Origin of the sequence: Methylomonas sp. MED-D, assembly GCF_050276835.1 — a bacterium.
In the GTDB taxonomy this organism is placed as follows: domain Bacteria; phylum Pseudomonadota; class Gammaproteobacteria; order Methylococcales; family Methylomonadaceae; genus Methylomonas; species Methylomonas koyamae_A.
The window spans coordinates 2,083,497-2,104,625 of sequence record NZ_CP189965.1; the positions used below are offsets into that span (position 1 = coordinate 2,083,497).

Genomic DNA, 21,129 nt, shown 5'->3' on the forward strand with positions numbered 1-21,129 from the left:
TTAATCTCTGCTCAAAGGATTATTCGGTATAGAGTTTTAATTCAGAGCGAACCTTTTCAGGCGGCAATAAATCGATGTCCACTTTATCGCCCGCGTGGACTTTTCTTAAGCCTTCCAGTAGGATTTTATCGCCGTCTTTCAAGCCCTCTTTGATAATGAACAAATAGGGCAGTTCGGCCCCGATTTTTACGAGTCTTTGTTCTAGTTTTCCGTCGTCTTTCACAACATAGACATAGGTTTTATCGAGAATTTCGAAGGTGGCTTTTTGCGGAATCAATAGCGCATGCTTGTACGGTTTTTTCATCAGTATCGTGCCGGTTTCGCCATGACGGAGCAATTTATCGGGATTGGCGAATGTGGCGCGGAATTCGATATTGCCGGCAGTATTATCGAAATCCGCCTCAATAGTTTCTATGGTGCCATCCGTATTATAAACCCTACCGTTAGCCATTCTTAATTTAACTTTGGTGATTGCCTCATCGGCTTTTTGAGATTTGAAATCAAGATATTCGCTTTCAGGTACGTTGAAATACACCCACAATTTACTAATGTCCGATAGCGTGGTTAATAAGGCGCCTTCCTCCACCAAACTGCCAGTCCTGACATTCAAATGGTCCATGATGCCTTCAAACGGCGCATTGATACTGGTGAAGCCTAAATGAGTTTCGGCGAGTTTGACCTCGGCGTTAGCCTTATCCAGCTTGGCCTTGGCCAATGCTAGTTCGTTTGGCGACACAATTTTTTGATCCGCTAAACCCTTGGTGTTTAGGTATTCGATATTCATCGTATTCGCTTCGGCCTGAGACTTTAGTAATTCGGCTTGATAGATGTTAGGCATGATTTTGAACATCGGCTGACCTTGATGGACTAACTGGCCTTCGTCGACGAAAATATTCTGCAAATACCCCCGTTCCAGCGCACGCACTTCAATATGCCGAAACGCGTGAATCTGGCAGACATATTCCTTGGTTACCTCGGTGTCTTCCCATAAGGGTGTGGTGGCTTCCAGTTTGGGAGGCGCTTCGTGAGTTTCCGTTTCGGTTGTTTGGCAGCCGGATAATAGAATTATAATTAAGCTAAGATAAGCACGTGTTTTAATAATCATCGGTTTTCTCTATGCGAAGCTCCGCAATCGCTGTTGACTTCGGTTTTATGGTGAGTTGCATTAAATCCAATAGCGAATAGCTTGGTATTGGGTGTAACGATTGAGTTAATATTTTGGTTTCCAGTTTTCCCTAAATTGCGACCGCTTATGAATGATTCGGCGAACGTCGCGCAAAAATGCGCGAATTGCGTTAGTTACGGTAAAGCAAGCAAAGTGCCAGTTTTTTTTGGCTTAATATCAGTGGGTTATGCGGGCGAGGGGTGAGTTGGGGAATATTCCCCGGTGCAAATCCACAACGTGGGGAATATTCCCCACTTTAAAATTCGATATGAGCGGTGAGCCGAGAAGGTCGCTTTATTTCAGGCTCGTAATTCACGCGGCAGCGTTAACGTTTAGCCAAAACAGCGAGCTGGATTTCCTTTGTTTTCAACGAGTAGGCGCGACCACCGACGCTCTCCACTTCGGTGGAAGGAATTGCTGGCATGGATATCGCTGTAAGGGTTTGGAGCCCGACTGTTATCTGTCAAACGGCTCGTTTTCAAGTGAACTTGAGGAATGAATGATGAAAAATTACGTACACGAAATAGCCCAATGCACGGCAGCGATATTGATTTCCGCTATGCCGTTTTCGGTGAATGCCAGCGTCGATCCGTTACAGAGTATTAAACCGGCCGCCTTTGAAGTCAGTGTGGATGGCGACGCCAGCGAGCCGCCTTTGGTTGGAGAGCAAGACGAGTAATCGGTGCTTTAATCTCTCCGCATAAGCAATTCCCCGGCATCGCCGGGGAAGAGGTGTCGGCCAGGCCGCTAACGCGCGAGTCGATGTTGCATTTGCGAAGGCAACCAAAAGCTAACGTTTGCGCAACATCATTTTCTAGTCATGAACGGTCGGTGCGGCGTGAGCCAAGCTTAAGTCAGCTAAGACTGTTGCTCCCGACCGAAATTGTGTGCCGCTAGGCAATCCGCTCCAACAAGTCCCGCCTTACTTTTCAAACCTCGACCTTGCTCGCCCAGCTCCGGTTAATCCTTGTCTTTGGGATTGCCGCTAGACACCAATCCCACGAACAACAAGCCGAATAACAGCAATAGTGGCCACGAATACGGAACGATCAGGAAAACACCGAGAAGGGCAAATCCGAGGGAGGCGAAAAACAGCATCATCCCGACGCCAACTAGTGCCAATACGGCCAGTATCCCGAATAGCGCGAACACCGCCAACAGGGTGGGGATTGCCGCCAGGCGAAACAAGGGCGACGCCACGGGTTGGCCGTTGATGGTCAGGTTGAATCCGCCAACTTCTGGATGAAACGCATAGATCAAGCTGGCAAGTAATAGCCCAAGTAGCAGGGTTGCGAATAACAGATGGCGGTTGGGGGATCTGGGCATGCGATTTTCCTCGGGCTAAGATGTGGTTGACGACGTCGCCGTCGCCATAAAATAGGAGTTCGACGGGCTGGTTTCGTCGGTACGGTATTGATGGTTATTTTCCATGAAAACTTCGTGCCCGTTTTTGTTTCGGACCGATGGCGTTGCCTCGCGACTTATTCCGCGAGCGCGGAACACTGGCGATTCGCCCGGAGTCGTGGGTTTGGCGCGGTATTCGAGTCGGCCTAAGTATTGCCGACGGCAAAATCCGATACCGGCTATCATGCCACCCGTGGTTGCGTTGGTGATTTTCAACCAAATTAAACGGTGATTTTCCCCAAACCTCGATGGGCTAAGACCTTGGTGCGGCGACCGGACGGCTAACTGGACGTTCCGTTGAGCATAGGCGTCGATCTTGCATAAAAAGTTGATATCCGCATGCCGCCACGACTAAGAACCAACAGTCGCGTTTCGGCCGCCGCAATGGGTGACGGTTTCACTCGCCCACCACCGCCTTTCGCCAACTTATGAACGACAGTATCCTGATCATCGAAGACGAAGCCTTGTTAGGTAGCGAGCTGCAGCGCTATTACGCCCGTATGGGGTTCGAGACCCTGCTGGCGGCCGACTGCGCTCAGGCCAGGGAGATACTCAGCAATCCGGATTTGCGGCCGTCGCTAATCTTGTCCGACCTCAGTCTGCCGGACGGCAGCGGCTTGGACTTGTTGGAAGAAACCCGCGGTAACTTGTCGGATAGCGAATGGGTGTTTCTGACCGGTTACGGCGACGTGCCGGATTCGGTACGGGCCTTGCGTCTGGGCGCTTTCGATTTTTTGATCAAGCCCTGTCTGCAGGAGCAACTGGACATGGTGGTGCGCAGCGCGTTGCGTAGTGCCAAGGCCCAGCGGCGGATTCTGACCGACTCGGTCAACGCCGGCAAACGCTACGCGCCTGAAACTTTTCTCGGCAACAGCCCGGTCACCCGCCAGACCGGCGACATGCTGCGCCAGCTTAGCCAAGTGCCCTACAGTGCGCTGATTCTGACTGGCGAGACCGGCACCGGCAAGGGCTTGGCGGCCAGGATTCTGCATTACAACAGCGAGCGGGCCAAGGAGCCGCTGGTCGAACTCAACTGCGCGGCCTTGCCGAAGGATCTGCTCGAGTCGGAATTGTTCGGCCACGAAGCCGGCGCCTTCACCGGCGCCAAGGCCCGCCATCGCGGGCTGATCGAACAAGCGCATCGCGGCACTCTGTTTCTGGATGAAATCGGCGAAATGCCCTTGGATCTGCAGGCCAAATTACTGAAAGTGCTGGAGGATCGCAAGTTGCGCCGCCTGGGCGGAGAGAAGGAAATCGACGTGGACATCCGCGTTATCGCCGCTACCAACCGGAATTTACAGGATGAAGTCAAAAACGGCGGGTTTCGTTCCGACCTGTATTACCGGTTGAGTGTGTTCGAACTGCGCTTGCCCAGCTTGTGCGAGCGCATTGGCGACTTGGACGATTTGGTGCCGGCCTTGATCGCTGAATTCAATTTACTGGCCGGCAAGCGGGTCAGCCAAGTATCGCCGCGCGCCTGGCAATTGTTGAAGCGTTATCGATGGCCGGGCAACGTGCGGGAGCTGAGAAATGTGTTGGAGCGTAGCGTGATTTTATCGTCGTCCCAGCAGTTGCCGGAACAATGGTTGCCGAACGAGGATAACGGCGTCGCGGCGATTGCGCAGGAGTCGGTGCGTCCGGCTTGCGTTTCGAATGTCTCTGCCGCCGACGGCCTCGTCGCGCGCCTGGAACTGCAGTTTCCGACCGACGGCAGCATGGGCTTGGAGGATATGGAGAGCGAAATCGTCCGCAACATGCTGGACCTTTGCCACGGCAACGTCATGGAAGCCGCCCGTATCCTGAAAACCACCCGCGAAAAAATTCGCTACCGGATCGAGAAATACAAGCTCCGTTAAGTTGAGCGGCGGAGACTCAATACGGGCGGCCGTCCTTGTGTAAAAACTGCCATTGGCCGGCTGCGTCCAACCGCGCCTGCAGGTCGTCGTCGGGATATATAACCGTATCTCCGGGGGCGCGGTCGCCGATTTCCAGGTAAACCACGTCGGCATCGGTGCGGTTGAGTAAATGATGGGCGTCGCCGTCGCCGGCCGGGAAGCCGGCACACATGCCGGCGCATAGCCGGGTCTCGCCTTGATCGGTGACCAAGCTTGCTTCGCCCGACAAGATGTAAACGAATTCGTCCTGTTCGGCGTGGGAATGCCGCAAGGCCGAGCGGGCGCCGGGCGCCAAACGGGTCAGATTGACGCCGAAATTGACCAGGCCGAACGCATCGCCCAAGGCCCGTTTTTCCCGGCCGGCCATTAGCGATGCGAAGGGTTCCGGATAGAGCGAGCGACGGACTCGAGGCGGCACGTCCTCGGCGAAGATGGCGATAGGTTTTTGGCCGGTCATGGTTGTAAGGTCCTAGAATTAAATGGTTCGCGAAAGTATGGCCGGAAATTCGAAACCCACGGCGGCGAACCGAATAAGAACTTGGCGGCGGCGTCTTTCAGAATTTCGCTCGTCATGCGACGAGTCGCCGAAAAAATGGTCCGATCGCCTCGCCCGCGGCCGCCGTTGTCGCCGCGAGTTTATAACTCGATCCGTATCCCCAGTTCGATGACGCGATCGACCGGAATCTTGAAATATTCGATCGCGCTGGAGGCGTTATGGAATAAAAAGCGGAACAGCGGGCGTTGCCATTTGGGCATCGGGCAGCGGCGGCGGAACGAGAGTTTTTCGCTGGCGATGAAGAACGACGCATGTTTCTGATCAATGATCAAACCCTCGCGGGCGCAGAGTTGCAAGGCCCGGCGCACATCTTGTTCCTCTTGGAAACCGAAATACATTTTGACCCGGTAGAAACTGTTGTTTTCCCCGAATAGTCGGATTTTGATGCGTTGAGCCTCGTCTACGTAAGGAACGTCCTTGGTGACGATGGTCAGAACGATCATTTGCTCGTGCAAGATGTGGTTGTGTTCCAGATTGTGCAGCAGGACCAGCGGTACGCCGTGCAGGGTTTTTGCCAGATAGATCGCGGTGCCGGGTACGGTTTTCAGTTTGCGGGTTTGCAGTCGGTTTTCCAATTCCTCGAACATCACCCGTTTTTCGTCCATGTGCCGGGCCAGTAACTGTCGGCCTTGGATCCAGGTGACGATGATGACGAACAGCGCCGCGCCGACTGTCAGCGGCAACCAGCCGCCTTCCGGAATCTTGATGCTGTTGGCTAGAAAGAACAACACGTCGAAACTTAAAAACAGCGACAGGAAACCGATGCTGGTGGCTTCGTTCCAACGCCACAACTCTTTGATGACGATGAAGGCCAGTATCGTCGTGGTAATCATCGTGCCGGTCACCGCCAGGCCGTAGGCCGAGGCCAGCGCCGAGGAGGAGCGAAATTCCAGTACCAGCACGAATACCGCCGCCATCAGCAACCAGTTGACCGCCGGGATATAGATTTGACCCATCTCGTCGCCGGAGGTGTGCAAAATCCGCATTCGCGGCGTGTAGCCCAGTTGTATCGCTTGGCGGGTCAGCGAAAACGCGCCGGAAATCACGGCCTGCGAAGCGATGACAGTCGCCAGCGTCGATAGCAACAGCAGCGGGTACAGCGCCCAATTCGGTGCCATCAGATAAAACGGATTTTCCACGGCGGCGGGATTTTCCAGTAGTAGCGCGCCTTGTCCGAAGTAGTTCAGTAACAATGCCGGAAAGACGAAACCAAACCAGGCGAACCGAATCGGTTTTAAGCCGAAATGCCCCATATCGGCATACAAGGCTTCGGCGCCGGTGATGACCAGCACGACCGATCCCATTACGACGAAACCCCGCCAACCAAGCTCGCTGAGCAGCGCTACGCCGTGGTAGGGATTAATCGCACCGAGGATTTGCGGATGGCTGGCGATGTTGACGATACCCAAGGCGGCCAAGCTGACAAACCAGACGCACATGACCGGAGCGAATAGCCGGCCGACGTGTTCGGTACCCTTGGCTTGCACCAAAAACAGCGCCGTCAGCACCGCTAGGGTAATCGGCAGTACGTAATGCTCCAGTTTGGGCGCGACGATCTGCAGGCCCTCGACCGCGCTGAGCACCGAAATCGCCGGGGTAATGATGCTGTCGCCGTAAAACAACACCGCGCCGATCAAGCCGGTGGTGATGATGAAGCCGGCCTTGCGCGGATCCTGTTTAGCGGTCTTCAGCGCCAGTGCCAGCAGGGCCATGATGCCGCCTTCGCCGTCGTTGTCTGCGCGCATGATGAAAATCGCGTATTTGGTGGTGACCACTAGCGCCAGCGACCAAAAGATCAATGACAGCGCGCCATGCACATGCGCGGTATCGGTCGATAGACCGGCATGGAACACTTCCTTGACCGCGTACAGCGGGCTGGTGCCGATATCGCCGAAAACCACGCCGATGGCGCTGAGTGTCAAGGTTTTCAGTTGCGACGGGTTGGGGTTTGCTGACATGAAGTATCCGGGCAAAAGGCTGGGGCGGGCGGAAATTGGGGTGCGCCTGCTAAAGGCAAAACGCCGGCCACTATAATGAATCGCGCATAAAAATGACGTAAAAAATCGCAGACTGGGCTACTAGCTGGCTCCAATTCCGTCCTGTCGAATCGTCGGCGACACAGCTTGTCTACGCGGTCGGATTCCATCGAGCCTACTCCTGTTCGCCGGCCGCTTCTTCGCAAACCAGGCGATAGCCGACGCCGACTTCGGTCAGTAAATAGCGCGGTCGGGCCGGATTGACTTCCAGTTTACGGCGTAATTGCCCCATGTAGATTCTCAAATAATGCTGGTCATGGACATGCTCGCCGCCCCAGACTTCCTGCAACAATTGGCGATGGGTGACCACCAGATCGGCGTGGCGGATCAACAAGCTTAGCAAGCGGAATTCTATCGGCGTCACCCTAACCTCGCTGCCGCGCATACAGACCCGGCGCCGCGCCATATCCACTTGCAGTTCCCCCGTCTCGAAAAGCTCTTGAGTCGCCGAGCCGCGCGCGATCCTTCGCAGCAAGGCTTGCAGGCGGGCATGCAATTCGCCGCTACCGAACGGTTTGGTCAAATAATCATCGGCGCCGGCGTCCAACGCGGCGATTTTATTGTGTTCCTGGCTACGAGCCGACAGGATCAGGATGGGCTGGTCCGACAGTTGGCGCAAGCGGCGGGTTACGGCGATGCCGTCCATATCCGGCAGTCCCAGATCGAGTATCACCAGATCGGCTTGGCCGGCCAACGTCAGCCCGGTCTTGCCACAATCGGCCTCGGCGATGCGCCAGCCGCGATTTTGCAGACTGGTCTTCAGAAATCTACGAGTTTGGGCGTCGTCTTCAATCAACAGAATGCGTGGGGCCGACTCGTTCATACTAGTTCCTCGAGCGCGGTCGGGAGTGCTTGTTCGGGTTGCGGCAAATCGATGACGAACACCGCGCCCTTACCTGGCTGATTTTCGGCCCGAATCCGCCCGCCGTGGGCCTCGACGATGGTGCGGCACAGGGCCAGTCCAAGACCGACTCCAGTGTGCTGGGTTTCGTGGGCGCCCCGGAAAAATTTCTCGAAAATCTTGTTCTCCAGGCCGCCGGGAATGCCGGGGCCATAGTCCGCGACACACAAGCGGATGCCGCCTTCGGCGCGTTCGGCGGATAAATCGACCGGCGTACCGGGCGGCGTGTGTTTGATCGCATTTTCGATCAGGTTGACTAACACTTGCTCCATCAGTACGGCGTCGATTCGCATCAGCGGCAAGTCGTCGGGAATCCGGGTGCGTACCGGACGCCCTTGCAAACCGCTGTCGAGCCGATGCAGCGCACTGCCGACCAGTTCCTCGATCGCATTCCATTCCCGGTGCAGGACCCATTCGCCGCAATTCAGCCGGGCCATGTCCAACAACTTGCCGGTCAAATCCGACATGCGCCGGGCTTCGTCGAGTATCGTTTTCTGGCAGTCGTCGCGGTCGGCGACGCTCAGACGGTCGCGATGGTCGATCAGCGCGCCGACCGCGCCGACAATACGCGTCAGCGGGGTACGCAAGTCGTGAGAGATCGAACTGAGCAAGGCATTGCGCAGGCCTTCGGCTTCGGCTTGCAAGCGGGCTTCCCGCGCTTGGCCGGCGAATTGCAGGCGTTCCAGATTCAGCGCGATCAGATTGCAAAACGTCTCAAGAAAGGTGTCCGCTTCGCGACTATCCGAATCGGCCCGCTTCAGTATTAGGACGCCTTGCCGCGATTCCGAGCCGCATAACGGAAAATAGCGGGCCGCGGCGGTGGTGACCGTCCGATTGTCCCGAAAGGCCAGCGTCGCGGCCGCCGGGTCGAGTTCGTCCGCGAGGCGACGTGGGAGTTGGTCCAGATCGGCGGCCGCCACCAGCCTGCAAACCGTGCCGAAGACTTGGAGGATATGGCGCTCGGCGAGTTCGGTCACCCGTTCGCCGTTCTCGACGCCGGCCAAATCCCGGCTGAGTCGATACAAGGCGTCGCTGCGGGCTTCCCGTTGCCGGGCCAGTTCGGTCTGCTTTCGGGCTTGATTCTGCAATTTACTGGTGAGGTTGGCGACCACGACCATGACCGCCAAGCCGACCGCGTTTTCCAGATCGGAAATCGCGAACGAAAAAATCGGCCGTGCGAAATAAAATGCAAACATTGGCGCGCTGATCAGCGATGCGAGCAAAGAGGCGTTGCGGCCATAGCGACTGGCGACCAGAAACACGCCCAGCAGATAGGTCATCAGAATGCTGGCCTCGCCGAGCAGATGACGTAGCGGCCAGGCCAACGCGGTACACAGCAAGGGCGCGGCGACGCCCCAAGCGTAGCCGGTCAGGCGTTGGCGGGATTGATGTGGGGCGGCGAGCGGGTTGCGATTCATCGATAGCTTGCGGTACCTGCCGGGTTGGGTTTAAGCCTACGGAGTTCGGCCCTAAAAGGTAGCGGCGTTGATCCAGAAATGTACGCCGATGCTGGCGAAGTAAGCCAGTAAAATCACCGGACACCATTTCATGTGACTGGCGAAGGTGTATTGGCCTTTGGCTTGGCCCAACAAGCCGATGCCCGGCGCCGAGCCTATCGCCAACAAACTGCCGCCGACGCCCAGCGTCAAGGTCAGCAGCAACCATTGGCCTTGCGGGATATCCGGATGCATCGTCAGTACCGCGAACATCAAGGTGCCGTTATCGACGAAGGCCGAGCAAAGTCCGATCATGACATTGGCCAGCGTCGGGCTGAATTGCCCATACAGTACCTGCGACACGGCATCCAAGTAGCCGATAAATCCCAAGCCGCCGATGCCCATCATCGCACCGTAAAAAAACAACAGGGTATCCCATTCCAGGCGGCCGACTTTGTCGAATATATCCAGACGGCGGGCTTCGAATGCGGATTGTTGCAGATCGCCGCCGCCGAAGAACAGCGAGAAATCCGATGGGATCGGTTTGGCGGGGTTGTCCGACTTTTGCAGGTAGAAGTAAAAGAATTGCAGCAGAGACAGTCCGGCCATCATGCCCGCCGCGGCCGGCAATTTCAGACTCATATCGAAACCCACCGCCAATGCGATCGTCACGCTGAACAAAAACAGAATCCGTTTGGCGCCGCGCGGCATCATCAATAACTCGGATGCCACGGCCGGCTTGGCGGTGGGTACCGCGAAGTGCATCGCCAGCGCCGGCACTAAGAAGTTGACCAGACAAGGCAGGAACAGTTTGAAGAATTCGGTGAAACCCAGCATGCCGTGCTGCCAGACGAATAGCGTCGAAATTCCGCCCAACGGACTGAAAGAGCCGCCGGCATTGGTTGCGATCACCACATTCAGACAGGCTAGGCTGACGAAGCGCGGGTTGTCCTTGCCGACCGCGACGACCACCGCGCCCATCAGCAATCCGGCGGTCAGACCGTTGACGACGCAAGACACCAAGAACACCAGCCCGCCGGTGATCCAGAACAACTGCCGGTAGCTCAGTTGCTTGTCAACCAGCCAAATTTTCAGGGCCTTGAATAGCCCCATATCCTCCATCGCATTCAGGTAGGTCATCGATACCATGATGAACAGCAGCAGTTCGATGTAGCTTTGCAAATTGCTCTTGAAGGCGGCAACCGCGACCGGTGCTTGGCCGAGTTGCCGGTAGGCCAGCACGATCAGAAACCAAATGAGTGTCGCGGCCAGCAACATCGGCTTGGATTTGCGCAATTGGGTGGTTTCTTCGAACATCGCGGCGATGTAGGCGGCGAGCATCAATACCAAGCTGGCGTAGCCGGCCCAATGTCCGGTCAAATTGATCGGTATCGGCGCCGTCACCGACTCGGCATGACCAGGAACTGGCCAAAACAGCAAGGCCAACGGCAGGGACGTCGCTAGTCCAGTTCCGCCAAGCGCCAATCGGATTGGGGGGAGTTGAATCCGACATTGTGACATGCTGTTTTCGCGGCCTCTCGCAAGTGTGTGGGGCGCCGGCGCGGGCGGCGCGGCGTGGATGCGAGGATTCTAGCGGCAGGGGCGTAAAAATGGCGTAAAGGCGGTGGTTCGGCTAACGATGCGGCGAACGTCGATTCCGACAGTGGTTATCCGAATTGGGAGCCTAAACCGGCCGCGCTTGATGTTGCAAGTTGCGGCCGGAAATGGCGTCTGCCCTGTTGTCTCAAGCGGCCGCGCGGCGACGGGCTGAGAGGATGTTTAGCCCCAACAGGCCGAAGCCGAATAAGGCCGCCGCTCCCGGCAACGGAACGGCGCCCAGGCGCACGTTATCGAGGCCGGCGGTTTCGACGATCCCGTCGGTGTATTCGGCGTGGATGTACAAGCCACTCAAATTGGACAACACGGTGCTGAAGTCGCCGATCGTGGCGAATGCGCCGTCGGTAGTCGCTACTCGCCATTCGGAGGACGGTGCGAAATTGACGCTAACCCGCGTCCAGCCGCTGTTCGGGACAATCGCGGGATCGCGGCGCCATAGCAGGCGTTGGCCTCCGCCGACCAGCATCAGGTCGGTGGTTTGCCAGTTGACCGCGCCGTCCCGGTAGGTTAAATCGTAGGAAAGTGCTTGAGCGGCGGTCTGGTTGCCCAGAAACGCCGCCGGCGCCGAAAACGTAAAATCGCCGTTGTCGGGATCGGTCGCGGCAATGTAATTGCCGGGATGGCCGCCTCCCAGGATGTGGTTGACGGCGTAACGGCCTTTCTCGGTGTAGTCGTTTCGACTGAAGTCGGTAAAGCTGACGACTTCCCAGCCTTCGCTATCGGTTTCGAAATTGCTGACGACGGTCGCGTGAGCCGCCGCGCCGTAAAACGCGGCGGCAATTATTGATACGAGTTTGGATCGAGTCATGGCATGCTCCTTGTGGGGTGGATAAGAACGTTAACCGGCAACAACGCCGGCTTAGTTGCGGTAGTGGTGTATCTCCGGCGGCCGGCCCGGAATCAGCAGACCTTGGTCGATTGCGATCGGCTTTTGGTCGCGCGGCGTTCGATAAATCCAGTAAGTAAAGTACAGCGAGCCGGGTGTGGCGACCGCGCGTTTCTCTAACTCGCGAAACGGGCCGATGTTGATCGCCCCCAATTGCGGAACCAGGTTGATGTCGGTGGGACCGCCCAAGGTGTGCGGGATCGCGTGGCCGCGATGGTAGAGCGGACCGGCGCTGAGTGGATGGCCAGCCATCCGCGAGCGATCCCTGGGCTCGCCGTGGCGGCCCCGGCTGATGCCGAAGGCCGCCAATAGGCGCTCGGCGGCGATATCGAACAAATAGTTAAAGCCGTCGACTTCGGTTTCGACAATGTCGTATGCGGTACCGACTCGCCCGTAATCGTCCAGCCAGACCTTGATCAAGTACGGAATCACTTTATCGTCGAAGACCCCTGGTCCACCGCTTGCCGCGGCCAGGAATTTCGTCAAGTCGGGATAGTTTGCCATTGGTGCTCCTGAAAAGCCCCGTTCGGAGGGTGCCGGGGACGGTTTGCCTAGCCGGGATTCTGATTCGACCACAGCCGGCGCGCAAGTGGAATTTTACCGGAACCGACTAGATTGGTTTGCCTCGGGGATGGCAGTTCGCAATACCTAATGGCTTTTGATGCTCATCGCTTGACGGGTACTTGATCGCCCGCGACAACGACACTCAGAGGGTACAAGCAGTTTTGCGATTCGAACTCGACTTAGAGTTCGAGAGTTTCGGCAATCCAGCCAGGTTTCGCGACGAGTTATTATCTAAAATACAGATTTAGTTTTCTATTTATATCATTTCATCTGTTATTCGCAATTCTTTACCATTGGCTCCGACTATATCGTTTTACGCAATAACGGAGCGGAGAGGCGCGATGACGCAAAGCAAGATCATACCGGGCTTTAGGCCGGCGCTAACCTACACGCTGATTTACTTGGCGCTGGTGGTTTTGATTCCGCTGAGTACGCTGGTATTCAAGAGTTTGCAATTGGGATGGCAGGAATACCTGGACATCATCACGCATAAACGCGTGTTGGCTTCGTTTCAAGTCAGCTTCGGCACCGCGTTGTTGGCGGCCTTGGTGGCCGGCGGTTTTGGCGGCGTGATCGCTTGGGTGTTGGTGCGTTATCCGTTTCCGGGTAAGCGCTTGCTGGATGCGTTGATCGATCTGCCGTTTGCGTTGCCGACTGCCGTGGCTGGCGTGGTGCTGGCGACGATTTATCAACCCAGCGGCTGGTTGGGCAAGTGGTTGAACGCCAATCTGGGCCTGCAGGTCGCTTACAAGCCGCTGGGTATCGTGGTGGCGCTGATCTTCATCGGCATTCCGTTCGTGGTTCGTACCGTCGAGCCGGTGTTGCAGGAATTCGATACCAATATGGAAGAAGCGGCGGCTAGCTTGGGGGCGTCGCGGCTGCAGGTGTTCGGCAAGGTGATATTTCCGAACATGTTTCCGGCGCTGCTAACCGGCGTGTCGCTAGCGTTCGCGCGCGGCATCGGCGAGTACGGCTCAGTGATTTTCATTGCCGGCAATCTGCCTTACGTCTCGGAAATCGTGCCGCTGCTGATCGTCACCAAACTCGAACAATTTCAATACGGCGCGGCGACCGCGATCGCGCTGACGATGCTGGTGGTGTCGTTCTTATTATTGCTTTTAGTGAATTTATTGCAGCTCTGGGTGCGGCGGCGCTCCGGGCAGATTTAGGAGTTAACCATGCATGCCACTGTACATGTCGTCGGCGACGGTGCCGGTCAAGCCCAGCGGAAAGCCTTACAAGATCCAAGCTGGCTGCGTTGGAGCTTGGTCGCGGTTGCGGTCGGATTCATCGCGTTGTTTCTGTGCGCCCCGTTGATTCTGGTACTGCTGCAGGCGTTCGCGAAAGGCTGGGACGCGTATTGGCAAGCCTTGGGTCAACCGGATGCGGTCGCGGCGTTGAAATTGACCTTGCTGGTCGCGGCAATCACGGTGCCGCTGAACACAATATTCGGCGTCGCGGCGGCCTGGACCATCACCCGTTTCGAGTTTCCCGGCAAAAGCTTGCTGACCACGCTGATCGATCTGCCGTTTTCGGTATCGCCGGTGATTTCCGGTCTGATCTTCGTATTGCTATTCGGCGCGCAAGGTTGGTTAGGCGATTGGTTGTCGGCACAACAGATCAAAATCATTTTCGCGGTACCCGGCATCGTGCTGGCGACGATATTTATTACCTTTCCGTTTGTGGCTCGCGAATTGATTCCGCTGATGCAGGAAATGGGCAGCGAGGAAGAGGAGGCCGCGTTGTCGTTGGGCGCGACCGGCTGGCAAACGTTCTTCAAAGTGACCCTGCCCAATATCAAATGGGCCTTGTTATACGGCGTATTGCTGTGCAACGCCAGGGCGATGGGCGAATTCGGCGCGGTATCGGTGGTGTCCGGCCATATTCGCGGCGTGACCAACACGCTGCCGTTGCACGTCGAGGTCAGCTACAACGATTACGACGCGGTCGGCGCCTTTGCCAGCGCGTCAATCCTGGCCGGCCTGGCGATTATCACGCTGGTATTGAAGAGTTTCCTGGAATGGAAGCAAGCCCGAGCCTAAAGCACTCTCGGCCAAGCTTAAGCCAGTTCCCGAGCACCTTATTGATTGGAGTTCCAACATGAGCATTCTATTAGCCGACATTAGTAAAACCTTCGGCGCATTTCACGCGCTGCACAACATCGACCTGGAGATTCCGGAAGGCGAGTTGGTTGCGCTGTTAGGGCCTTCCGGCTGCGGCAAGACCACTTTGCTGCGGATTATTGCCGGCCTGGAGTCGCCCGACAGCGGTCGAGTCTTGTTGAGCGGCGAGGACAAAACCGACCAACATGTTAGCCGGCGCGGCATCGGCTTCGTGTTTCAACACTATGCCTTGTTCCGGCACATGACGGTGTTCGACAACGTGGCGTTCGGTTTGCGGGTCAAGCCGCGCAAGCAACGTTCCAGCGAAACCGACATCGCCAAGAAGGTCCACGCGCTGCTGGAGCTGGTACAACTGGATTGGCTGGGCGAGCGCTTTCCGGATCAATTATCCGGCGGTCAGCGCCAACGGATCGCGTTAGCCAGGGCCTTGGCGGTCGAACCCAACGTGTTGTTGCTGGACGAACCCTTCGGTGCGCTGGATGCCAGCGTCCGTAAGGATTTGCGGCAATGGCTGCGCAATCTGCACCAGGAACTGCACGTCACCAGTATTTTCGTGACTCACGATCAGGAAGAAGCGATGGAAGTCGCCAGTCGGGTGGTGGTGTTGAACCAGGGCCGGATCGAGCAAAGCGGCGCGCCGGCCGAGATTTACGACCACCCGGCCAATGCCTTCGTGTCGCGCTTCATCGGCCAGACCAACGTAATCCATTTGACGGAGCAAGATCAACACTGGTTGGCGCGGGCGGGGATCAGTTTGGACGAGCCGGACGGCTTGATCGCCCATATTCGCCCGCAGCATATCGACGTCGCCAAGGCCGGGGCCGCGTCGCCGTCGCAAATCACGTTGAAGGATTGGCAGCACCTGGGCTCGACGATACGAGTGGAATTGCTGAATCCGCAAGACAACGGTTCCGGGGCCAGGTTGTTTGCCGAGATGCCTAACGAGCTGTTCACGCAACTTCAGTTGAACAAGGGCGATCGGGTCGATCTGCAAATACGGCAGGCACATTGGTTCAATTAACACGGTAGCCGAACTCAGCCGCTTCGTGGCGATTCGGCAAGGTAGGGAACTCTATGAATTTGAATCAACTGGAATTGCTGCGGGCGTTGCGGGAAACCAATTTCAACCAATCCAAGGCCGCCGAAAAGCTGCACGTGGTGCAGTCGGCCGCCAGCCGGCAATTGCAATTGCTGGAAGAGGAATTGGGCTCGCCGATCTACGAACGCCAGGGCAAAAAGCTGCTGCGGCTGACACCGTTCGGCGAACGTATCATGGAGCAGGTGGAACGCATCACCCAGGCCAAGAAAAACATTCAGGTGATGGCCGACGACTTTCGCGATAATCGCAACGGCGCGTTACATATCGCCACCACCCACACCCAGGCCAAATATCTGCTGCCGGGGCCGGTGCAACGTTTTCGCGGCAAATATCCCGGCATCACGATTTACATGGTGCAATCGGCGCCCGAGCAACTGATTGAGCAGTTGTTCCAGCACAAGGCCGACATCGTCATTTGCACCGAAAAACTGGTGGAAGACGAAAAACTGGTGGTGCAGCCTTGTTACGACTGGCAGCATATTGCGGTGGTGCCGCGGCATCATCCGCTGGCGCAGGGGGATATCACCTTGGGACGTCTGGCGGCGTTTCCGATATTGACCTATACCCACGGTTTTACCGGCCGTTCCAATATCGAAAAGGCTTTCAAAACCACCGGCAAGCCGCTGGACATTACGTTGGCGGCCGCCGACTCCGATGTGATTAAAACCTATGTTCGGCTCGGTTTGGGTGTCGGCATCATCGCCGATATTTCCTATCAGCCCGAGGAAGACAGCGATCTGGTGGCGCTGAATCTGGCTCACTTGATTCCGCGTTCGGTCACTAAACTCGCTTATCTGAAGCAGCTCTATCTGCCGGCCTATCTACGCTACTTCATCAGCGAATTGCTGGAGGGCCGGCCAGCCGGGCGATTTCCGGGCTGATTGGGTTAAAGTTGAGTGCAATTTCGGTTAACTACCTGGCGCACGACGCGGTTTGACGGGCAACGATACCTTGTCGCCAACCTCGGCGAACAAAGGAGGGGTTGCGCGAAGTCGCGGGGCCCACGTGTTTCTGATTTAATACACGGGTTTTTTCCGGATTTAATACATGAACCTTTCGACGATTTTATCTTCACTAGCCGGCGGCGCGCTGATCGGGCTGTCGGCGGCGTTGCTGCTATACACCCACAAACATACCGCCGGAATTTCCGGAATTGCCGCTGGATTATGGCAACGCGATGCCGGCTGGCGCGCTTGGTTTCTGGGCGGTTTGTTGATCAGCGCGCCGCTGTATCGCTTGGGCGGCGGCGAGATTGCGATGACGCTCGATCATTCTCCGGCGTGGCTGGCGGTGGCCGGCTTGTTGGTCGGTTACGGTACCCGTCTGGGCAGCGGCTGCACCAGCGGCCACGGGGTATGCGGTATCGCCCGCTTGGCACCGCGTTCGCTGGCGGCGACCGCCACTTTCATGCTTTGCGCGGGCGCGACCGTTTACGTGGTTAGACATATCCTCGCGGCAGGACAATCGTTATGAAAGATAGGGTGTACTTATTTGGATACGGTTTGTTGTTCGGTTTTGGCTTGATCGTCGCGCAAATGACCAATCCGGCCAAAGTGTTGGCGTTTCTGGACGTCGCGGGCGCTTGGGATCCGAGCTTGGCGTTGGTCATGATCGGCGCTTTGGCGACCTTGGGGGGCGCGCGCTACTGGATGCATCGCGATAACAGCGTTGCCGATCACGAGTTGGAACTATCGGTCGGGACTCGGGAGTCGAATCAAATAGATCGCAAATTATTGATCGGCTCAGCCATTTTCGGTATCGGTTGGGGATTGTCCGGGTTTTGTCCAGGACCGGCCCTGGTCGGATTGACCGCTGGGGACGCCGGAAACTATGCTTTCGTCTCGGCGATGTTCGCCGGATTTTGGTTGTTCAAACGCTTAAACCGATCCTAGCCGTCGTTGCTGGTTCGGTCGATATACAGGAGCTTTCATGCAGGCGGAATTTTGGTTGGAACGTTGGGCGCAAAATCAAATCGGTTTTCACAATCCCGATTACCACCCTGGCTTGGCGGCCTATTGGGACGATTTGCAAGTGCCCGAAGCCAGTACGGTGTTTGTTCCATTGTGCGGAAAGAGTTTGGATTTGTTATGGCTGCGCCGACAAGGCTACCGGGTCGTGGCGGTGGAATTGAGCCGAGTCGCGGTGGAGGCGTTTTTTGCCGAAAACGATTTATCGGTTTCAGTTAGCCGGCAGGACGAGCTAGCCGTGTTCGCGGCCGACGGATTGACCATCTATTGCGGCGATTTTTTCGCGCTGACCGCCGCCGAACTCGCCAATGTAGCCGGCGTTTACGACAGAGCCGCCTTGGTCGCCCTGCCGCCAGCGATGCGATCAGCGTATGCCGCAAAAATGCGCGAACTCCTGCCGGCGGGCTGCCGGACGCTGCTGGTGACCTTCGACTACGATCAGGCTGAAATGGCCGGGCCGCCTTTCGCGGTGCCGGCTGGGGAAGTCGCTACGCTATACGGGAGTTGGTGCGATGTGACTGAAAAGGCGGTGGCGGACATATTGGACGATGAACCTCGATTTCGCGAGCGAGGCGTAAGCCGAATCCAGGAATCGATTTATGCGCTGACCGTGCGTTGAGCCGGAATAAGGAGCCAGTTCAGCCGGAGTCTTTGGGCTGGCTTGCTGCGAGATCGGTTCGGGGATTGCCAGCGGACCCGGCCGGGTTTAGTTTCCGGAATAACTGATTTTACCGCTCTGGAGCAGGGCGCACTATACTAAGACTGTCGCTGGCTTCAGGCCCGCGGCTCATAATAATTCTTACAGCGAGGTGCGCCATGTTAGCCAAAATTGCCGCTGCCGATTACATGTCGGCTAACGTTATCACCGTTTCCGCACACACCGAGACCTCCATAGCCATCAAAAAATTGCTGGACCATAAGATTACCAGCATGCCGGTCGTCGATGACCATGGCAAATTGCTGGGGATATTTTCAGAGCGCGACGGGATGCGCGTCGCGGTAGGCTCGGCCTATAACCAGAGCATGGAAGGCCGCGTCGAGGAATTCATGAATCTAAGCCCGGTCACGGTTAAGGCCAGCGACAGCTTGGTGGACATCGCCACCAAATTTCAGGATTCGCCGATGCGCAGTTTTCCGGTGTTCGAGAACGACTCGTTGGTCGGCATGATTAGCCGGGTGGATGTCCTTAGAGCCTTGCTGACGATTCGTTAACCCGATTCAGGCTTCCGGCCGCCGAACACTTCGGTCGTCGGGGGCTAAGCCTTTTCCACGCTTTCCAGGCAGACGACCATCGTGTGACGGACGATGTAAAACGTCATGGACATCGGGTACAGCGCGTAATGGCGGGTAACCAACAAACCGACGATGACAAAGCCGATCACCGATCCGAAATTGAAGCGGGTGATTTTTTCCAGGTAACGCAAATGTTCGATCGAGTCCAAATCAAAGCGTTCGGCACGGTTAATCAACGATAGCGTTACGAGGGTGGTCAGGGTCGCGAAATACACTGGAAAGAAGAAAAACATCGGCGCGTCGTCATTGAATTGCGGCTTCCAATAGGCGTACCAAACCAATAAGCCGGCACTCGCGAAGCCGTCGTGCCACACAATGGTCGGCAATTTTTTCAAGTAGCCGGCCAGTAGCGCGACACCCATCAAGGTCAGACCGATCGCCAGCGCGACCGGAGTTTCCAATAAAGCCAAGTAAGGATTGCCGTTCTGCACCAAGAAGGCCAGGCCAACGCAGCAAAAAATAAAGCCTATCATCGCAATGAACTCGTCCGGTGGCCCGGCGTTTTCTAGCCCGACCTGAAAAAATTTATGATCCACGCATTTCCGCGCGTGGCGGAAACTCAAAATATTCGTTGATCGGTTGAACAATTCCAGTTGATTATTCAACGGGTCATGGGTTAGTTAGCAAAGACCGGCCGATTGCGCCAACCGACCATTTAACGCTGATAGAATAAACCCTTTGACGATGGCGGCGCGAGCGAATTACCTTTTGTATCATCGCCTCGAGCTTTTTGGCGGGCAACTCAGGTGTTGCGGCCAATGAGGTAGGCCGTCGGATTTATCGGAGTGTTCATGAGTTTTTTTGCGAAACAAACCATCGTTGCCCAACCGGGATTCAACCGTTGGCTGGTGCCGCCCGCCGCGCTTTCGGTACATTTGTGTATTGGCCAGGCCTACGCGTTCAGCGTGTTTAACGAGCCTTTGAGCCGTGCGGTCGGTATCGGCGCCGCGACACCGGAGGACTGGAAGCTGACGACGCTAGGTTGGATTTTCAGCTTGGCAATTGTGTTCTTAGGGTTGTCTGCGGCGGTGGGTGGCAAATGGTTGGAGAAAGTCGGGCCGCGTTTAACCATGTTCGTCGCCGCGTGCTGTTTCGGTGGCGGTTTCTGGGTTGCGGCCTTGGGTGTCCAATTGCACGAAATTGGCTTGCTGTATCTTGGCTACGGTGTGCTGGGGGGGATCGGTTTGGGCTTGGGTTACGTTTCACCGGTGTCGACCCTGATCAAATGGTTTCCGGATCGACGCGGCATGGCGACCGGCATGGCAATCATGGGTTTCGGTGGCGGGGCCATGATAGGCGCGCCGTTGGCGGTTTGGTTGATGACGCATTTCAAGTCGGCGACTTCGGTGGGCGTGGCCGAGACGTTCATGACCATGGGGAGTGTGTATTTTCTGTCGATGACTATCGGCGCGTTGGCGATCCGAATTCCGCCGCCGGATTGGCGGCCGCCGGGTTGGACACCCCCGACGGTACGCCACAAAATGATTACCGACAAACACGTACATATCGACCAAGCGCTGAAAACACCGCAGTTCTATTTGTTGTGGCTGGTGCTGTGTCTGAACGTGACCGCCGGCATCGGCGTGCTTGGGCAAGCTTCGGTGATGATACAAGAGATGTTCAAGGGCCGGGTGGATGCGGCGGCAGCGGCCGGCTTCGTTGGTTTGCTCAGCTTGTTTAACATGGTCGGACGGTTTTTTTGGTCGTCGGCATCCGATTACCTCGGGCGCAAGCAGACCTATTTCGTGTTCTTTGCGATCGGCGCCTTGCTGTACGCGACGGTACCGACGTCGGGCGGCGCCGGCAATCTGCCGCTGTTCGTGGTGCTCTATGCCCTGATCATGAGCATGTATGGCGGCGGGTTCGCGACCATCCCCGCGTATCTGGCAGATATTTTCGGCACAATGTACGTCGGCGGCATACATGGCCGGTTGTTGACCGCTTGGTCCACCGCCGGTGTATTAGGGCCGGTGTTGGTAAATTATCTGCGCGAGTATCAAATCGGCCAAGGAGTGGCCAAAGGCGATGCTTATAACGTGACGATGTACATCATGGCGGGAATCTTGGTGTTGGGTTTTATCGCCAATCTGGCTATACGCCCGGTCCATGAAAAACATCATATGAAACACGACGAATTCGACGAGCTGGATGGGGTGTATCCGGCCGACGATCATTGAGCAACCTGGA

Annotated in this window: 21 protein-coding genes; 11 read left to right on the forward strand and 10 right to left on the reverse strand. The window is 56.5% G+C overall.

What is annotated here, in order from left to right; translation table 11 throughout:
- Window positions 1-19: 19 nt before the first annotated feature.
- Window positions 20-1,105 carry an efflux RND transporter periplasmic adaptor subunit gene (locus ACQE3E_RS09240; RefSeq protein WP_313728275.1) on the reverse strand — a complete coding sequence of 362 codons (1,086 nt, stop codon included), beginning with the start codon at window positions 1,103-1,105 and terminating at the stop codon, window positions 20-22.
- A 559-nt stretch (window positions 1,106-1,664) separates the two neighbouring features.
- Between ACQE3E_RS09240 and ACQE3E_RS09245 the strand changes: the two genes are divergently transcribed.
- Window positions 1,665-1,844 (forward strand): hypothetical protein, encoded by a 180-nt coding sequence (locus ACQE3E_RS09245; RefSeq protein WP_281022960.1) that lies wholly within the window; start codon window positions 1,665-1,667, stop codon window positions 1,842-1,844.
- A gap of 281 nt (window positions 1,845-2,125) precedes the next feature.
- Here ACQE3E_RS09245 and ACQE3E_RS09250 read toward each other — a convergent pair whose 3' ends face one another.
- Window positions 2,126-2,491 (reverse strand): hypothetical protein, encoded by a 366-nt coding sequence (locus ACQE3E_RS09250; protein WP_313728273.1) that lies wholly within the window; start codon window positions 2,489-2,491, stop codon window positions 2,126-2,128.
- Between the two features lie 506 nt (window positions 2,492-2,997).
- Between ACQE3E_RS09250 and ACQE3E_RS09255 the strand changes: the two genes are divergently transcribed.
- A complete protein-coding gene (locus ACQE3E_RS09255; RefSeq protein WP_281022962.1) occupies window positions 2,998-4,425 on the forward strand; it encodes a sigma-54-dependent transcriptional regulator in 1,428 nt (475 codons plus the stop codon).
- 16 nt (window positions 4,426-4,441) lie between these two features.
- Here the strand turns inward: ACQE3E_RS09255 and ACQE3E_RS09260 are convergent, their stop codons facing one another.
- The 7 genes from ACQE3E_RS09260 to ACQE3E_RS09290 all read right to left on the reverse strand — a co-directional run bounded on the left by ACQE3E_RS09260 (window position 4,442) and on the right by ACQE3E_RS09290 (window position 12,400).
- Entirely contained in the window at window positions 4,442-4,921 is a 480-nt protein-coding gene (locus ACQE3E_RS09260) for a cupin domain-containing protein (protein WP_313728272.1), read from the reverse strand.
- 179 nt (window positions 4,922-5,100) lie between these two features.
- On the reverse strand, window positions 5,101-6,978 hold the full coding sequence (locus ACQE3E_RS09265; RefSeq protein WP_071159649.1) for a potassium transporter Kup: 1,878 nt from the start codon (window positions 6,976-6,978) through the stop codon (window positions 5,101-5,103).
- Window positions 6,979-7,171: 193 nt separating this feature from the next.
- Window positions 7,172-7,879, reverse strand: a complete 708-nt coding sequence (locus ACQE3E_RS09270; RefSeq protein ID WP_064031345.1) for a response regulator — start codon at window positions 7,877-7,879, stop codon at window positions 7,172-7,174.
- Entirely contained in the window at window positions 7,876-9,375 is a 1,500-nt protein-coding gene (locus ACQE3E_RS09275; RefSeq protein ID WP_313728271.1) for a DUF4118 domain-containing protein, read from the reverse strand. Before ACQE3E_RS09275 ends, ACQE3E_RS09270 begins: the two co-directional genes overlap by 4 nt.
- A gap of 51 nt (window positions 9,376-9,426) precedes the next feature.
- On the reverse strand, window positions 9,427-10,914 hold the full coding sequence (nhaD, locus tag ACQE3E_RS09280; protein ID WP_409521088.1) for a sodium:proton antiporter NhaD: 1,488 nt from the start codon (window positions 10,912-10,914) through the stop codon (window positions 9,427-9,429).
- Between the two features lie 223 nt (window positions 10,915-11,137).
- A complete protein-coding gene (locus ACQE3E_RS09285) occupies window positions 11,138-11,818 on the reverse strand; it encodes a laminin B domain-containing protein (protein WP_313728269.1) in 681 nt (226 codons plus the stop codon).
- 51 nt (window positions 11,819-11,869) lie between these two features.
- Window positions 11,870-12,400 carry a hypothetical protein gene (locus ACQE3E_RS09290; RefSeq protein WP_313728268.1) on the reverse strand — a complete coding sequence of 177 codons (531 nt, stop codon included), beginning with the start codon at window positions 12,398-12,400 and terminating at the stop codon, window positions 11,870-11,872.
- A gap of 401 nt (window positions 12,401-12,801) precedes the next feature.
- On the opposite strand from ACQE3E_RS09290, the gene cysT reads away from it, so the two are divergent.
- The 8 genes from cysT to ACQE3E_RS09330 all read left to right on the forward strand — a co-directional run bounded on the left by cysT (window position 12,802) and on the right by ACQE3E_RS09330 (window position 18,861).
- Complete coding sequence (gene cysT, locus ACQE3E_RS09295; protein WP_168031409.1) at window positions 12,802-13,629, forward strand: sulfate ABC transporter permease subunit CysT; 828 nt, start codon at window positions 12,802-12,804, stop codon at window positions 13,627-13,629.
- A 9-nt stretch (window positions 13,630-13,638) separates the two neighbouring features.
- Entirely contained in the window at window positions 13,639-14,502 is an 864-nt protein-coding gene (gene cysW, locus ACQE3E_RS09300) for a sulfate ABC transporter permease subunit CysW (RefSeq protein WP_313728267.1), read from the forward strand.
- Window positions 14,503-14,560: 58 nt separating this feature from the next.
- Window positions 14,561-15,604: a sulfate/molybdate ABC transporter ATP-binding protein gene (locus ACQE3E_RS09305; RefSeq protein WP_313728265.1), complete on the forward strand. Its 1,044-nt coding sequence runs from the start codon at window positions 14,561-14,563 to the stop codon at window positions 15,602-15,604.
- Between the two features lie 53 nt (window positions 15,605-15,657).
- Window positions 15,658-16,563: a LysR substrate-binding domain-containing protein gene (locus tag ACQE3E_RS09310; protein ID WP_313728263.1), complete on the forward strand. Its 906-nt coding sequence runs from the start codon at window positions 15,658-15,660 to the stop codon at window positions 16,561-16,563.
- 166 nt (window positions 16,564-16,729) lie between these two features.
- On the forward strand, window positions 16,730-17,155 hold the full coding sequence (locus tag ACQE3E_RS09315; RefSeq protein ID WP_064031354.1) for a YeeE/YedE family protein: 426 nt from the start codon (window positions 16,730-16,732) through the stop codon (window positions 17,153-17,155).
- On the forward strand, window positions 17,152-17,574 hold the full coding sequence (locus ACQE3E_RS09320; RefSeq protein ID WP_064031355.1) for a DUF6691 family protein: 423 nt from the start codon (window positions 17,152-17,154) through the stop codon (window positions 17,572-17,574). Before ACQE3E_RS09315 ends, ACQE3E_RS09320 begins: the two co-directional genes overlap by 4 nt.
- A 37-nt stretch (window positions 17,575-17,611) precedes the next feature.
- The gene (locus ACQE3E_RS09325) at window positions 17,612-18,268 is read left to right on the forward strand and encodes a thiopurine S-methyltransferase (RefSeq protein ID WP_313728262.1); all 657 of its coding nucleotides are present in this window, start codon (window positions 17,612-17,614) and stop codon (window positions 18,266-18,268) included.
- Between the two features lie 197 nt (window positions 18,269-18,465).
- On the forward strand, window positions 18,466-18,861 hold the full coding sequence (locus ACQE3E_RS09330) for a CBS domain-containing protein (protein ID WP_313728261.1): 396 nt from the start codon (window positions 18,466-18,468) through the stop codon (window positions 18,859-18,861).
- A gap of 44 nt (window positions 18,862-18,905) precedes the next feature.
- Here the strand turns inward: ACQE3E_RS09330 and ACQE3E_RS09335 are convergent, their stop codons facing one another.
- Window positions 18,906-19,478 (reverse strand): hypothetical protein, encoded by a 573-nt coding sequence (locus ACQE3E_RS09335; RefSeq protein WP_313728260.1) that lies wholly within the window; start codon window positions 19,476-19,478, stop codon window positions 18,906-18,908.
- Between the two features lie 255 nt (window positions 19,479-19,733).
- Here ACQE3E_RS09335 and ACQE3E_RS09340 point away from each other — a divergent pair, with 255 nt between their 5' ends.
- Window positions 19,734-21,119 carry an L-lactate MFS transporter gene (locus tag ACQE3E_RS09340; protein ID WP_313728259.1) on the forward strand — a complete coding sequence of 462 codons (1,386 nt, stop codon included), beginning with the start codon at window positions 19,734-19,736 and terminating at the stop codon, window positions 21,117-21,119.
- The last annotated feature ends 10 nt before the right edge of the window (window positions 21,120-21,129 follow it).

Bases quoted from the DNA above. Each gene is read 5' to 3' on its own strand.
- ACQE3E_RS09340 (WP_313728259.1), top strand. From the start codon at position 19,734: ATGAGTTTTTTTGCGAAACAAACCATCGTTGCCCAACCGGGATTCAAC.
- ACQE3E_RS09290 (WP_313728268.1), bottom strand. From the start codon at position 12,400: ATGGCAAACTATCCCGACTTGACGAAATTCCTGGCCGCGGCAAGCGGT.
- ACQE3E_RS09240 (WP_313728275.1), bottom strand. From the start codon at position 1,105: ATGATTATTAAAACACGTGCTTATCTTAGCTTAATTATAATTCTATTA.
- ACQE3E_RS09285 (WP_313728269.1), bottom strand. From the start codon at position 11,818: ATGACTCGATCCAAACTCGTATCAATAATTGCCGCCGCGTTTTACGGC.
- cysT (WP_168031409.1), top strand. From the start codon at position 12,802: ATGACGCAAAGCAAGATCATACCGGGCTTTAGGCCGGCGCTAACCTAC.
- ACQE3E_RS09255 (WP_281022962.1), top strand. From the start codon at position 2,998: ATGAACGACAGTATCCTGATCATCGAAGACGAAGCCTTGTTAGGTAGC.
- ACQE3E_RS09245 (WP_281022960.1), top strand. From the start codon at position 1,665: ATGATGAAAAATTACGTACACGAAATAGCCCAATGCACGGCAGCGATA.
- ACQE3E_RS09325 (WP_313728262.1), top strand. From the start codon at position 17,612: ATGCAGGCGGAATTTTGGTTGGAACGTTGGGCGCAAAATCAAATCGGT.
- cysW (WP_313728267.1), top strand. From the start codon at position 13,639: ATGCATGCCACTGTACATGTCGTCGGCGACGGTGCCGGTCAAGCCCAG.
- ACQE3E_RS09310 (WP_313728263.1), top strand. From the start codon at position 15,658: ATGAATTTGAATCAACTGGAATTGCTGCGGGCGTTGCGGGAAACCAAT.
- ACQE3E_RS09275 (WP_313728271.1), bottom strand. From the start codon at position 9,375: ATGAATCGCAACCCGCTCGCCGCCCCACATCAATCCCGCCAACGCCTG.
- ACQE3E_RS09305 (WP_313728265.1), top strand. From the start codon at position 14,561: ATGAGCATTCTATTAGCCGACATTAGTAAAACCTTCGGCGCATTTCAC.
- ACQE3E_RS09260 (WP_313728272.1), bottom strand. From the start codon at position 4,921: ATGACCGGCCAAAAACCTATCGCCATCTTCGCCGAGGACGTGCCGCCT.
- nhaD (WP_409521088.1), bottom strand. From the start codon at position 10,914: ATGTCACAATGTCGGATTCAACTCCCCCCAATCCGATTGGCGCTTGGC.
- ACQE3E_RS09320 (WP_064031355.1), top strand. From the start codon at position 17,152: ATGAAAGATAGGGTGTACTTATTTGGATACGGTTTGTTGTTCGGTTTT.
- ACQE3E_RS09315 (WP_064031354.1), top strand. From the start codon at position 16,730: ATGAACCTTTCGACGATTTTATCTTCACTAGCCGGCGGCGCGCTGATC.
- ACQE3E_RS09270 (WP_064031345.1), bottom strand. From the start codon at position 7,879: ATGAACGAGTCGGCCCCACGCATTCTGTTGATTGAAGACGACGCCCAA.
- ACQE3E_RS09250 (WP_313728273.1), bottom strand. From the start codon at position 2,491: ATGCCCAGATCCCCCAACCGCCATCTGTTATTCGCAACCCTGCTACTT.
- ACQE3E_RS09265 (WP_071159649.1), bottom strand. From the start codon at position 6,978: ATGTCAGCAAACCCCAACCCGTCGCAACTGAAAACCTTGACACTCAGC.
- ACQE3E_RS09330 (WP_313728261.1), top strand. From the start codon at position 18,466: ATGTTAGCCAAAATTGCCGCTGCCGATTACATGTCGGCTAACGTTATC.